Source organism: Bradyrhizobium sp. ISRA442, from assembly GCF_038085055.1.
Taxonomy (GTDB): domain Bacteria; phylum Pseudomonadota; class Alphaproteobacteria; order Rhizobiales; family Xanthobacteraceae; genus Bradyrhizobium.
In genome coordinates, this window is sequence record NZ_JALGCN010000003.1 from 335,349 (window position 1) to 348,186 (window position 12,838).

The following is a 12,838-nucleotide window of genomic DNA, read 5'->3' on the forward strand; positions in this document are numbered from 1 at the left end:
TGACCGTTAGAACGTTCCCCACCAGTTGCGGACAAGAACCCATGACCTTTACGCTGCCCCCACTCCCTTACGCCTATGACGCCCTCGGCCAGTACATGTCGAAGGAGACGCTCGAATATCACCACGACAAGCATCATCAGGCCTACGTCACCAACGGCAACAACGCGCTCAAGGGGACCGAATGGGAAGGCAAGTCCCTTGAGGAGATCGTCAAGGGCTCGTTCGGCAAGAACCCCGCCGTGTTCAACAATGCCGGCCAGCACTACAACCATATCCACTTCTGGAGCTGGATGAAGCCCAATGGCGGCGGCACCAAGCTGCCGGGCAAGCTCGAGAAGAAGATCAACGAGGACCTCGGCGGCTTCGAGAAGTTCAAGACGGACTTCCAGGCGGCCGGCGTCGGCCAGTTCGGCTCGGGCTGGTGCTGGCTCCAGGTCAAGAACGGCAAGCTTGAAATCTCCAAGACCCCGAACGGCGAGAATCCGCTGGTGCACGGCGCCATCCCGATCCTCGGCTGCGACGTCTGGGAGCACTCCTATTACATCGACTATCGCAACCGTCGCCCGGACTATCTGAAGGCGTTCGTCGAGAACCTGGTGAACTGGGAATACGTGGAGTCCCTGTTCGACAAGGCGTGAGCCACTGGCTCCTCATTCCGGGTTCGGCTGTTCGAGCCGCGCCGGAATAACGGAAACAACCAAGGCGGTCGCATGCGCGGCCGCCTTTTTGTTGTACGGAATTCGTCCCCGCCGCATGGCCCTGCGCGAGGTGCGCATTGCTCCGGTCGCCGTTCTGTTTGCATCGCGTGGGCGGCGCCCTTAATCAGAGCGGGCATCCCCTCGATCCGACCCGAGCCCGTTGTCAGAACCTTCCCTGAAAGATCCGGCGCCTGCCGAGGACACGGAGTCCGAGCCGCGGCCGGGGCGGACCCGTAAGCCGATCGGCTGGTCGACGATCATCATAGCAGGCCTGGTGGCGGTGAGTGCGGCGCTGGTCTGGCGGCGTGACGGGACCAGCGGTGTTCTCGACATTCTGACCCACGATCTCTCCTTGTTCGGCGGCATCCTGCCGCGCGTGCTGGCCGGCTGCCTGCTCGGCGCTTTCATCTCGGAGATCCTGCCGCACGAGAAAGTCTCGCGCTCGCTCGGGCCGAAATCCGGCCTGATGGGCCTTTTGATCGGCACAGCCTTCGGCGCGATCCTGCCGGGCGGGCCCTTCACCGCCTATCCCGTGGCGAGCGCGCTGCTCGCGGTCGGCGCCGATTTCGGCGCCACCATCGCCATGGTCGTGAGCTGGACGCTGATCGGCTATGGCCGTGCGGTCGCCTGGGAAATCCCGATCATGGGTACCGACTTCACGCTGTGGCGGATCGTGATCTCGCTGCCGCTGCCGGTGCTCGCGGGCGCGCTCGGCCGCTTCGTCTATGCGCGGATCTATCCGAAGCCGATCGCGAAGGACGACGGGACGTGAGCGCCGCGCTTCTCATCGATATCCTGCTGTGGGGCTCGGTCCTCGGCGTCGGCCTGATTGCCTTCCGCCGCGGACCTCCGGTGTTCAAGGCCTCGCTCCGCGAAGGCTCCATGGACTTCGTCAACATCGTGCCGCGGATTGCGCTCGGGGTGATCGGCTCCGGCTATATCGCCGCGATCATCCCCCAGGAGGTGATCACCGGCTGGCTCGGGCCGGACAGCGGCTGGTTCGGGGTTGCGACCGCCGTGGTCGCCGGCGCCGCGACGCCCGGCGGCCCCGTGATCGGCTTCTCGATCGGCACGGTGGCGCTGAAGTCGGGCGGAGGCGTGCCGCAAGTGGTCGCCTATGTCGTCGCCTGGGCCCTGTTTGCCTTTCAGCGGGTGATCCTGTGGGAAATCCCGTTCATGCCGGCCCGTTTCGTCTGGTTCCGCTGTGCCGTCTCGGTGCCGTTTCCGTTCGTGGCGGCGGCGATCGCGATGGTGATCGGCAAGCCCTGAGCCGGGCGTGGACAGGCGTAATGTTATAATATAACGTCTTTGAATGGTTCCCGCTGCGTCTCACACCCACCATCACGATCACGCCCATCACCGCGCCCATTCTCATGGGCACGATCACACGCACGCCCACGTCCATGACGCCACCTCGCCGCACCCGGCGCAGGCCGCGCCGTGGTCGATCCTGCGCATGACCATGGCGAGCCGTCTCGTGGCGGCGCTCGCCGTCTGCGCCGTGCTGTGGGGCATGGTCCTTCTGGCGATGAGGTGACCATGGCGGCGCTGCATTTCCACAACGTCACGCTCGGCTACGACCGGCACCCGGCCGTGCATCACCTCAATGGCGAGGTCGCGTCCGGTGCACTGGTGGCGGTGATCGGGCCGAACGGCGCTGGCAAGTCGACGCTGCTGCGCGGCATCGTCGGCATCCTGAAGCCCCTCGACGGCAGCATCCATCTCGGCGGTCTCGACGCGCGCGACATCGCCTATCTGCCGCAGAGCGCGGAGATCGACCGCAGCTTCCCGATCTCGGTGTTCGATTTCGTCGGCACCGGGCTTTGGCGCGACACCGGCCTGTTCGGCGGCATCGGCAAGGCCGTGCGCGAAAAAATCCTCCGCGCGATCGCGGCCGTCGGTCTCAACGGCTTCGAGAACCGCCCGATCGGCACGCTCTCCGGCGGGCAGATGCAGCGGGTGCTGTTCGCGCGCGTGCTGCTCCAGGACGCGAGCCTGATCGTGCTGGACGAGCCCTTCAACGCCATCGACACCAAGACCACGGCCGATCTGCTCGCGTTGGTGAAGCACTGGCACGGCGAAGGCCGCACCGTGCTGGCGGCGCTGCATGACCTGGAGATGGTACGCAGCTACTTCACCGACACCCTGGTGCTGGCGCGTGGCCCCGTGGCCTGGGGACCGACGGCCGAGGTGCTGACGCCGGACAACCTGATGGTCGCGATGCGGATGTGCGAGGCGTTCGACGACAGCGCCGCGGCCTGCGGCGAAGATGGGCGCTCGCAGGCGGCGTGACATCCGATGATCCATGACGTCCTGATCGGCCCGTTCACCGAATTCGAGTTCATGCGGCGTGCGCTCGCGGCGGTTGTCGCGTTGTCGCTCGCCGGCGCCCCGATCGGCGTATTCCTGATGCTGCGGCGGATGAGCCTCGTCGGCGACGCCATGGCGCATGCGATTCTGCCGGGCGCGGCGGTCGGCTTCCTGCTCTCCGGCCTCAACCTGTTTGCGATGACGGCCGGCGGACTGATCGCGGGCTTTGCGGTCGCGATCCTCGCCGGCGTGGTCGCGCGCTCGACCGGATTGAAGGAGGACGCCTCGCTCGCGACCTTCTATCTCGCCTCGCTGGCATTGGGTGTCACCATCGTCTCGATCAAGGGCACCAATATTGACCTCCTGCACGTGCTGTTCGGCAACATCCTTGCCATGGACGACCAGACGCTGCTGGTGGTGGCCTTCAACGCCACCATCACGCTGCTGGTGCTTGCGGTGATCTATCGCCCGCTGGTGATCGAGAGCGTTGACCCGCTCTTCCTGCGCACGGTCAGCCGTGCCGGCGGACCGGCGCATCTCGCCTTCCTCGCGCTCGTCGTTATCAACCTCGTCAACGGCTTTCAGGCGCTCGGCACCTTGCTTGCGGTCGGCCTGATGATCCTGCCCGCGGGCATTGCCCGGTTCTGGTCGCGGGATCTTACCGCCATGATTTGCATCGCCGTGATCGGCGCCGCCGTCTCGGGCTACGCCGGGCTCGTGCTGTCGTTCCAGACCCGCGTGCCCTCGGGCCCTGCCATCATCCTGGTGGCGACGGTGCTTTATGTCGTCTCGGTCCTGTTCGGCCGCGTCGGCGGCCTGGTCCGTCAGATGTTTCCAGGCCGCCATCTGGAGGCGTGACGGACGATGCTGCGCCTTCTCCTCCTTTTGGTCCTGCTCCTGACGACGTCGTCGCTCAACGCCGCCGAGCGGCTCAACGTCGTCGCGAGCTTCTCCATCCTCGCCGATTTCCTCCGTAACGTCGGTGGCGACCGCATCAGCCTCACGACACTGGTTGGCGCCGACAGCGATGCCCATGTCTATACGCCGACGCCGGGTGACGCTAAGCGGGTCGCGGATGCCCGGCTCGTGATCGTCAACGGCCTCGGGCTCGAGGGCTGGCTGCCGCGGCTCGTGCAATCTTCCGGCGGTAAGGCGCAAGTAGTTACCGCGAGTGCCGGCATCGCGCCCTTGAAGCTCGGATCGGATGCCGACCCGCATGCCTGGCAGTCGATCCCGAACGCCAAGATCTATGTGACTGATATCGCCAATGCGCTGGCTGAAGCCGACCCGGATGACGCAGACTTTTTCCGCGCCCAGGCGAAGACCTATCTGGAAAAGCTCGAAACGGTCGACCGCGAGGTGCGTGATGCGGTGGCAAGGATTCCGCCCGAGCGGCGCAAGGTGATCTCGACCCACAACGCCTTCGGCTATTTCGCTGCAGAATACGGCATCCAGTTCATCGCCCCCTTGGGGGTGTCCACGGAAAGCGAGCCGAGCGCGCGCGATATCGCCGCCATCATCGGCCAGATCAGGGCCCAAAAGATCCCGGCCGTGTTCCTGGAGAATATCAGCGACGACCGGCTGATCCGGCGGATCGCGGCGGAGACCGGGGTTAGGATCGGCGGGACCCTGATTTCGGACGGTTTGACCGGCGAAAAGGGGCCAGCCCCCACTTACATTGATATGGTCAGGCACAATATAAAGGCCCTGACCAGCGCGCTTGACCAATAGGGCGGGGGCCACCCCGCCTCGCGTCGCGCGAAAAAGCCCGTAGTCCGGAGTTGTTATGTCTGAAGCGACTGCCCCCAAGATTCCCGTGACCGTCCTGACCGGCTATCTCGGCGCCGGCAAAACCACGCTGCTCAACCGCATCCTGTCGGAGAATCACGGCAAGAAATATGCCGTCATCGTCAACGAATTCGGCGAGATCGGCATCGACAACGACCTCATCATCGGCGCCGACGAGGAGGTGTTCGAGATGAACAATGGCTGCATTTGCTGCACCGTGCGCGGCGACCTCGTGCGCATCATGGACGGGCTGATGAAGCGCAAGGGCAAGTTCGACGCCATCATCGTCGAGACGACGGGCCTTGCCGATCCGGCGCCGGTGGCCCAGACCTTCTTCGTCGACGAGGACGTGCAGAAGAACGCGCGACTCGATGCGGTGGTGACTGTTGCTGATGCCAAATGGCTGTCCGACCGGCTGAAGGATGCGCCCGAGGCCAAGAACCAGATCGCCTTCGCCGACGTGATTGTGCTCAACAAGACCGATCTCGTCTCCAAGCCGGAGCTCGCGGAGGTCGAGGCCCGTATCCGCGGCATCAATCCCTATGCGAAGCTCCACCGCACCGAGCGCTGCTCGGTGGCCTTGGCTGACGTGCTCGATCGCGGCGCGTTCGATCTCGACCGCATCCTCGACATCGAGCCGGACTTCCTCGAGGCCGACGATCATGATCACGATCATGACCATCACCACCATGGCGACGGCCATCATCACCACGATGATCACGGCCACGGGCTGAAGCACTATCACGACGAGGATATGCAGTCGCTGGCGCTCAAGACCGACAAGCCGCTCGATCCGAACGTGTTCATGCCCTGGCTGCAAAACCTGGTGCAGATGGAGGGCCAGAAGATCCTGCGCTCCAAGGGTATCCTCGCCTTCCACGACGATGACGACCGTTACGTTTTCCAGGGCGTGCATATGATGCTGGAGGGTAACCACCAGCGGAAGTGGAAGGAAGGCGAGCCGCGCGAGAGCCGTCTCGTCTTCATCGGCCGCGAACTGCCGGAAGAGGCCATCCGCAAGGGTTTTGAGAGCTGCATCGTCTCGTGATGAAAGAGTTTACGCCGGCCGCCGATTCACCCTCGATCGTCTCCGTCACCGACCGCGTCAAGCCGCTCGCGCTCGGGATGGCCGTGACCTCATTGCACTTCCTCGCCGACCGCGCCGCCTTCGTCGGCGGCGAGGAGAATGTCGCGCTCGTCGGTGCTGGCGGTGATGTCAGCAGGATCTCCGTCCATAGCGGCGGCATTCTCTCCACCGCGTCCGACGGCAAGCGCCTCGTCATGGGCGGTGACGACGGCAAGGTCGTCGCGCTCGATGCCAAGGGCGAGGTGATCCTGCTCGCGACCGACCCGAAGCGGCGCTGGATCGATGCGGTGGCGCTGCATGCAGACGGTGCCTTCGCCTGGTCGGCCGGCAAGACCGCTTTCGTCAAGAGCGGCAAGAACGAGGCGAAATCGATCGAGGTACCCTCGACCGTCGGGGGCCTTGCGTTTGCACCGAAGGGCCTCCGGCTCGCGATCGCGCATTACAACGGCGCGACGCTGTGGTTTCCCAACATGGCGGCCACCGCCGAATTTTTGCCCTGGGCCGGCTCGCATCTCGGCGTCACCTTCAGCCCGGACAACAAATTCCTGGTCACCGCGATGCATGAGCCGGCGCTGCACGGCTGGCGGCTCGCCGACAACAGGCATATGCGCATGACCGGCTATCCCGGCCGCGTCCGCTCGATGTCCTGGAGTGCGGGCGGCAAGGCACTCGCGACGTCGGGCGCCGACACCGTGATCCTGTGGCCGTTCGCGAGCAAGGACGGCCCGATGGGCAAGGAGCCGGCGATGCTCGCGCCGCTGCAGGCGCGCGTGTCGGTGGTCGCGTGCCATCCCAAGAACGATATTCTCGCCGCCGGCTACAGCGACGGCACCGTGCTGATGGTGCGGCTGGAGGACGGCGCGGAGATCCTGGTGCGCCGCAACGGCACCCCGCCCGTTGCCGCGCTTGCCTGGAACGCCAAAGGCACGCTGCTTGCGTTTGCCGACGAAAATGGGGACGGCGGCCTTCTCGAGCTTTAATCTGTCATCGTTCTGACCGTATAGGGGGCCATGCGGTTTCTGACGACCTTCCAGCTTGCTGACTTTGCCGACACGCTGGTCAGCCTGGCCACGGCCTTCGTGCTGGGCACGCTGATCGGCGCCGAGCGGCAATACCGACAGCGCACCGCGGGCCTGCGCACCAACGTGCTGGTCGCGGTCGGCGCCGCGGCCTTTGTCGATCTCGCCATGCATTTGACGGGTGCTGACGGTGCGGTGCGGGTGATCGCCTATGTCGTGTCCGGCATCGGCTTCCTCGGCGCCGGCGTCATCATGAAGCAGGGCATGGACGTGCGCGGTCTCAACACCGCGGCGACGCTGTGGGCCTCTGCCGCGGTTGGCTCCTGCGCCGGCGCGGACCTCGTTGCCCAGGCCGCGGTGCTGACCGTGTTCATCATCGCCGGCAATACGCTGCTGCGGCCCCTCGTCAATGCAATCAACCGTATCCCGCTGAACGAGAGGACCCTGGAGGCGACCTACTATTTCAAACTCGCGGTCACGACGGAGGCCTTGCCCGACATGCGCGATCGCCTGATCGACAAGCTCGAGAACGCGAAATATCCGGTTGCCGATGTCGACGTGGTCGAGATCGGAGACGACCTGATCGAGATCGTCGCGAAGCTGGTCGCGACAGCGGTCGATCCGAACGAGCTGAACGCTGTTGCGGTCGAACTTCAGCGTCAGCCGGGCGTGCGCCACGCAACCTGGGAAGTCAGCACCATCGAGTAAACGCGGCGTTTTGGCGCGCAAGCGTGCGGTTCCCCGCTGGCTGGATACGGAACTGCGCTTCCGTGAATTTGTTGGTCCCGCGAATGAATGAGGGTGATCGATATGCCCGGCAAACAGGACCAACTGAAACGAGACCTTGCGATCGCGTGTGCGCTGTTCGTGACAGGGGTCGTGGTGTCAGGCCTGTCGCTGGCGCAGATCCGGGCCGAACATCGGATGCAGACGGCGCAGGCGACGGGACCGCTCCAGGGCGCCCCGTCCAACGAACCGGACAAGACCCCGGCGGAATCGAAGCCCGGCGGCGAGCGCCCGACCACGCCGGCACCCGAGCCCGCGCGCCCGGATCCGCAGACGCAAGGCGCGGCGAAGCCCACCCTGCCGCAGGCGCCCGCCGAGAAGATCGCGCCGCCGATCAAGGAACCGTCGGCCAAGGAGAAACAGTAAGCCCTTCCGCGCACGCGGTGTCATCACCCGCGAAGGCGGGTGATCCAGTATTCCAGAGGCGGTGCGTCGATACGGAAAGGCCGCGGCGTGCCCCGCTTTCGCGGGGCATGACAGCGGTATGTGGGCAGGTCCGCGTCGCGCGCCTTACCGCACCAAGATATTCCGGAACTGCCACGGATCGGACGTATCGATATCCTCCGGGAACAGGCCAGGGCGGTCCGTCAGCGGCGTCCAGTCGGTGTAGAAACCCTTCACCGGGCCGAGATACGGCATCTGGATTTCCAGCAGACGATCGAAATCCATCTCGTCGGCTTCGACGATGCCTTCGTTGGGGTTTTCCAGCGCCCACACCATGCCGGCGAGCACCGCGGAGGTCACTTGCAGGCCGGTGGCGTTCTGATAGGGCGCGAGTTTGCGGGTCTCCTCGATCGAGAGCTGCGAGCCGTACCAATAGGCATTGTTGTCATGGCCGAACAGCAGCACGCCGAGTTCGTCGATGCCATCGATGATTTCGTTCTCATCGAGGATGTGGTGCTTTTCCTGCATCTTCGCGGCGCGGCCGAACATTTCATGCAGCGACAGCACGGCATCGTCAGCCGGATGATAGGCATAGTGGCAGGTCGGCCGATAGATCGCCGTGCCCGACACGTCACGCACCGTGAAGTAATCGGAAATCGAGATCGATTCGTTGTGGGTGACGAGGAAGCCATACTGCGCGCCGCGGGTCGGGCACCAGGTGCGCACGCGCGTGTTGGCGCCGGGCTGCATCAGATAGATGGCGGCGCCGCAGCCAGCTTCGTGGGTACGCGCATTCTCGGGCATCCATTTTTCATGGGTGCCCCAACCGAGTTCGGACGGCTGCACGCCTTCCGACAGGAAACCTTCCACCGACCAGGTGTTGACGAAGACGTCCGGCTCTTTCGGCGACTTGGAGCGCTGGGTGTCGCGTTCGGCGATGTGGATGCCCTTGACGCCAGCCTGCCGCATCAAGTCCGCCCATTCGGCTTTGGTCTTCGGCCGGGGGGCATTGAGCTTCAGGTCAGCGGCGACATTGAGTAGCGCCTGCTTGACGAAAAAGGAGACCATGCCGGGATTGGCGCCACAGCAGGAGACGGCCGTCGTCGAGCCCGCGGGGCGCGCCTTCTTGGCGGCCAGCGTCACTTCGCGAAGGGCGTAGTTGGAGCGCGCTTCCGGGCCCTTCGAAGAATCGAAATAGAAGCCGAGCCAGGGCTCGTTGACGGTGTCGATATAAAGAGCGCCAAGTTCGTTGCAGAGCTCCATGATGTCGGTAGAGCCGGTATCGACCGAGAGATTGACGCAAAAACCCCGGCCGCCGCCTTCAGTGAGCAGCGGGGTCAGCAACTCGCGATAATTGTCCTTGGTCAGGCCTTGCTGGATAAATCTGACATTGTGCTTCTCGCAAAGTGCCTTGCGGCCCTTGTCCTTGGGATCGATGACGGTGATGCGCGACTTGTCGTAATCGAGATGGCGCTCGATCAAAGGCAGCGTGCCTTTGCCGATGGAGCCGAAGCCGACCATGACAATGGGACCGGTGATCTTCGCGTAGACCTGCGAGGCGGGGCTCATGGGATGGTTTCTCCGGAAAGTACTGGCGAACAAATGGTGAGGGGTGGATCAGGCGCTGCGGCGCTTCGCGGTCACTTCGATCTCGACCTTCATCTCGGGCTTGAGCAGCGCCGAGACGATGAGAAGCGTTGCGGCCGGGCGGATATCGCCGAGGACTTCGCCGCAGACGGCAAAGTGGGCATCGGCGTCCTTGGCGTCGGTGAGGTAGTAGGTCGCGCGGACGATGTCGGCCATCTCGAAACCGCCCTCCTTCAGGGCGGCGGCGATGGTCTTGAAGCAGTTGCGTGACTGGCTCGTGACATCTGCCGGCATCGTCATCGTCGTGTAGTCATAGCCGGTGGTTCCCGCGACGAAGGCGAAGTCGCCGTCGATCACGGCACGGCTGTAGCCGGCGGTCTTCTCGAAGGGGGAGCCGGTGGAGATCAGGCGACGGGACATGGGTTTCGACCTCGGTTGAAAGGGCTTGGCGCGGGGTTGTCGGGCAACTTGCTTGCCCGTGCAACCCCAAAGGCAACGCGGCGGCGAGCCTAGCGGGACTGCTGCGTCGTGTCCTGCGACGGCGGCGCGGCGCCGGTCCAGCGCCGCACCAGGATGTCCCTGACGATCATGACCGAGATCAGGATCAACAGGACCGTGGTGATGACGCTGCGCAGGCGCGTGCGGGCATTGCCGCCGGACGCGGCTTCGGTCTTCGCCATGATGGCAATCCCTTAAGCCGCGTGCGCATGCAGGGCGCGTGATGCCCGGCGTTTGGGCTGCGCCGCGCCGGTCGCCACGATCATCCCGGCTGCGCCGTCGAGCGCGCCTTCGGTGAATTCGACCGCGAGCAGGCGGTCGCCCTCGAATGGACCGGGCAGCGCGAGGCCGCCGGTCTTGGCGGCCGAGAAGCCGAAGCGGGCATAGTAGGGAGCGTCGCCGAGCAGGATCACGGCGGCATGCCCGCGCGCCCGGGCGGCGGCCAGCGCTTGATGCATCAGCGCGGCGCCGATCCCGAGCTCGCGGCAGGCAGGATCGACCGCAAGCGGTCCGAGGACCAAAGCGGGCCTGCCTCCGGCGCTGACATGCCACAGCCGCACGGTACCCACGAGTTTTCCCTCGCGCACGGCGGCCAGCGCGAGGCCGGCAGCGGGTGCGCGTCCGTCGCGCAGGCGCTGGCAGGTGCGGCTGTGGCGGTTGTCGCCAAAGCAGGCATCGAGCAGCGCTTCGCGCATCGCGACGTCGGCAGCACGCTCCGCACGGATCGCGAACGGAGCGGCTTTCGAGGTGAGGGCGACCTGTGGCTTCCGAAGAGCAGTCATGGCACGTCAGTCCCCGCCTGAACCGACGTGCTCGCAGCACGCCGGCCCAAGGCGTCGTCAGAAATCGAACATGTCAGGGAGGAGCCGGCGCGGCCGGCTCCCGGTTCATCAGGCCTCGAAAAGGAGGCGGATCAGATCTGGCACATCAGATGTGATACGTCTTCAGCGGCGGAATGCCGTTGAACGCCACCGACGAGTAGGTCGACGTATAGGCCCCGGTCCCTTCGATCAGCACCTTATCGCCGATCTCGAGCGTCACCGGGAGCGGATACGGGTTCTTCTCGTACAGCACGTCGGCGGAATCGCAGGTCGGACCTGCGAGCACGCACGGCGTCATGTCCGCCCCGTCATGCGGAGTGCGGATGGCGTAGCGGATCGACTCGTCCATGGTCTCGGCGAGACCGCCGAACTTGCCGATGTCCAGATAGACCCAGCGCACCTCGTCCTCGTCGCTCTTCTTCGAGATCAGCACGACCTCGGACTCGATGATGCCGGCGTTGCCCACCATGCCGCGGCCCGGCTCGATGATGGTCTCCGGAATCTGGTTGCCGAAGTGCTTGCGCAGCGCGCGGAAGATCGAGCGGCCGTAGGTCACCACCGGCGGCACGTCCTTCAGGTACTTGGTCGGGAAGCCCCCGCCCATGTTGACCATGGAGAGGTTGATGCCGCGCTCGGCGCAGTCGCGGAACACCTGCGAGGCCATCGCCAGCGCGCGGTCCCACGCCTTCACCTTGCGCTGCTGCGAGCCGACATGGAAGGAGATCCCGCACGGCTCCAAGCCCAGGCGCTTGGCGAAGTCGAGCACCTCGACGGCCATCTCCGGGTCGCAGCCGAACTTGCGCGACAGCGGCCACTCGGCGCCGGCGCAGTCATAGAGGATGCGGCAGAACACCTTCGCAGCCGGAGCGGCACGGGCGACCTTCTCGACCTCGGCGGCGCAGTCGACCGCGAACAGGCGAATGCCGAGCGCGAAGGCGCGCGCGATGTCGCGCTCCTTCTTGATCGTGTTGCCGAAGGAGATGCGGTCGGGCGTCGCACCGGCGGCCAGCGCCATCTCGATCTCGGCGACCGTTGCGGTGTCGAAGCAGGAGCCCATGGAGGCGAGCAGGGACAGCACTTCCGGCGCCGGGTTCGCCTTGACGGCGTAGAACACGCGGCTGTCGGGCAGCGCCTTGGCAAAGCTCTGGTAGTTGTCGCGCACGACCTCGAGGTCGACGACGAGGCACGGCTCGGTATCGAGGCCTTCGCTGCGGCGGTTGCGCAGAAATTCCCTGATGCGATCGGTCATAGCACCCTCCAAACGGCCCTCTGCGACAAGGACCCGTTCAAAATGTTCCTGGCCATGAGCGCTTTGGCGATGCCGCACGATGGAGACGCGACATTGCCTCGAGCTCGAGGTCCGAATTGTGCTGCCGTGGATTGGTTGGGAATTTTTCCCGCCCGCTCACCTGGCAATGAAGGACAAGCCTTTTCAGTAGCCCGCGCCGGCGTTGGAATGCCGGTAGAGACCAAAAAAGCCCGATCCGTCGTTGCTTTAAGTCGCGTCCCCCGCTGAGAGCGAGGTGCGCCGGTTCGCCTCCGGCTGCCAGTCACGGTTGCAAAGAGCGAAGTCACCTTCGACATGGCATCTCTTTGAGAGAGATGCTGGACGCTCCGGTCTTAGCTTCAGTCGTTGCCGACTTCTGCACTTCCGAAGAGCCCCTCGGCTTCTTCACCCCTTGGCGGCTGTCCGGCCTCTTGTCCGGATACCTACCGACTGACACACGACCACAGGCACGTGCGAAATTGGGCAAGTCCGCACATAAGCGTTTTGCTTCTGCTTCGCAAGAAATTTTTTAGGCTGAGAACAGAATTGCCTAACATCTGCTTGCACTGTGACGCGCAAGCGACGCTGAAGAT

At 64.8% G+C, this 12,838-nt stretch carries 16 protein-coding genes; 11 read left to right on the forward strand and 5 right to left on the reverse strand.

The window, feature by feature from the left end; genetic code table 11:
* The first annotated feature begins 41 nt into the window (after window positions 1-41).
* The 11 genes from MTR72_RS07870 (at window position 42) to MTR72_RS07920 (ending at window position 8,054) form a co-directional block, all read left to right on the forward strand.
* Complete coding sequence (locus tag MTR72_RS07870) at window positions 42-638, forward strand: superoxide dismutase (protein ID WP_280968272.1); 597 nt, start codon at window positions 42-44, stop codon at window positions 636-638.
* Between the two features lie 220 nt (window positions 639-858).
* Window positions 859-1,470, forward strand: a complete 612-nt coding sequence (locus MTR72_RS07875) for a permease (RefSeq protein WP_280968273.1) — start codon at window positions 859-861, stop codon at window positions 1,468-1,470.
* Window positions 1,467-1,967: a hypothetical protein gene (locus tag MTR72_RS07880; RefSeq protein ID WP_280968274.1), complete on the forward strand. Its 501-nt coding sequence runs from the start codon at window positions 1,467-1,469 to the stop codon at window positions 1,965-1,967. Before MTR72_RS07875 ends, MTR72_RS07880 begins: the two co-directional genes overlap by 4 nt.
* A gap of 43 nt (window positions 1,968-2,010) precedes the next feature.
* Complete coding sequence (locus MTR72_RS07885) at window positions 2,011-2,235, forward strand: hypothetical protein (RefSeq protein ID WP_280968275.1); 225 nt, start codon at window positions 2,011-2,013, stop codon at window positions 2,233-2,235.
* Between the two features lie 2 nt (window positions 2,236-2,237).
* Window positions 2,238-2,990: a metal ABC transporter ATP-binding protein gene (locus tag MTR72_RS07890; protein WP_280968276.1), complete on the forward strand. Its 753-nt coding sequence runs from the start codon at window positions 2,238-2,240 to the stop codon at window positions 2,988-2,990.
* Between the two features lie 6 nt (window positions 2,991-2,996).
* The gene (locus tag MTR72_RS07895; protein ID WP_280968277.1) at window positions 2,997-3,866 is read left to right on the forward strand and encodes a metal ABC transporter permease; all 870 of its coding nucleotides are present in this window, start codon (window positions 2,997-2,999) and stop codon (window positions 3,864-3,866) included.
* 9 nt (window positions 3,867-3,875) lie between these two features.
* Window positions 3,876-4,739 (forward strand): metal ABC transporter substrate-binding protein, encoded by an 864-nt coding sequence (locus tag MTR72_RS07900; protein WP_280970835.1) that lies wholly within the window; start codon window positions 3,876-3,878, stop codon window positions 4,737-4,739.
* Between the two features lie 55 nt (window positions 4,740-4,794).
* The gene (locus MTR72_RS07905) at window positions 4,795-5,844 is read left to right on the forward strand and encodes a CobW family GTP-binding protein (protein WP_280968278.1); all 1,050 of its coding nucleotides are present in this window, start codon (window positions 4,795-4,797) and stop codon (window positions 5,842-5,844) included.
* Window positions 5,844-6,863, forward strand: a complete 1,020-nt coding sequence (locus tag MTR72_RS07910) for a WD40 repeat domain-containing protein (protein WP_280968279.1) — start codon at window positions 5,844-5,846, stop codon at window positions 6,861-6,863. The genes MTR72_RS07905 and MTR72_RS07910 overlap by 1 nt, the downstream gene beginning before the upstream one ends.
* 30 nt (window positions 6,864-6,893) lie before the next feature.
* The gene (locus MTR72_RS07915) at window positions 6,894-7,610 is read left to right on the forward strand and encodes an MgtC/SapB family protein (RefSeq protein WP_280968280.1); all 717 of its coding nucleotides are present in this window, start codon (window positions 6,894-6,896) and stop codon (window positions 7,608-7,610) included.
* Window positions 7,611-7,712: 102 nt separating this feature from the next.
* Complete coding sequence (locus MTR72_RS07920; RefSeq protein WP_280970836.1) at window positions 7,713-8,054, forward strand: hypothetical protein; 342 nt, start codon at window positions 7,713-7,715, stop codon at window positions 8,052-8,054.
* A 144-nt stretch (window positions 8,055-8,198) separates the two neighbouring features.
* Here MTR72_RS07920 and MTR72_RS07925 read toward each other — a convergent pair whose 3' ends face one another.
* The 5 genes from MTR72_RS07925 to MTR72_RS07945 all read right to left on the reverse strand — a co-directional run bounded on the left by MTR72_RS07925 (window position 8,199) and on the right by MTR72_RS07945 (window position 12,227).
* A complete protein-coding gene (locus MTR72_RS07925; RefSeq protein ID WP_280968281.1) occupies window positions 8,199-9,641 on the reverse strand; it encodes a homospermidine synthase in 1,443 nt (480 codons plus the stop codon).
* A 48-nt stretch (window positions 9,642-9,689) separates the two neighbouring features.
* On the reverse strand, window positions 9,690-10,079 hold the full coding sequence (locus MTR72_RS07930; protein ID WP_280968282.1) for a RidA family protein: 390 nt from the start codon (window positions 10,077-10,079) through the stop codon (window positions 9,690-9,692).
* Between the two features lie 89 nt (window positions 10,080-10,168).
* Window positions 10,169-10,339 carry a hypothetical protein gene (locus MTR72_RS07935; protein WP_280968283.1) on the reverse strand — a complete coding sequence of 57 codons (171 nt, stop codon included), beginning with the start codon at window positions 10,337-10,339 and terminating at the stop codon, window positions 10,169-10,171.
* Between the two features lie 12 nt (window positions 10,340-10,351).
* Window positions 10,352-10,939 carry a GNAT family N-acetyltransferase gene (locus tag MTR72_RS07940; RefSeq protein WP_280968284.1) on the reverse strand — a complete coding sequence of 196 codons (588 nt, stop codon included), beginning with the start codon at window positions 10,937-10,939 and terminating at the stop codon, window positions 10,352-10,354.
* Between the two features lie 145 nt (window positions 10,940-11,084).
* Complete coding sequence (locus tag MTR72_RS07945; RefSeq protein ID WP_280968285.1) at window positions 11,085-12,227, reverse strand: type III PLP-dependent enzyme; 1,143 nt, start codon at window positions 12,225-12,227, stop codon at window positions 11,085-11,087.
* Window positions 12,228-12,838: the final 611 nt, after the last annotated feature.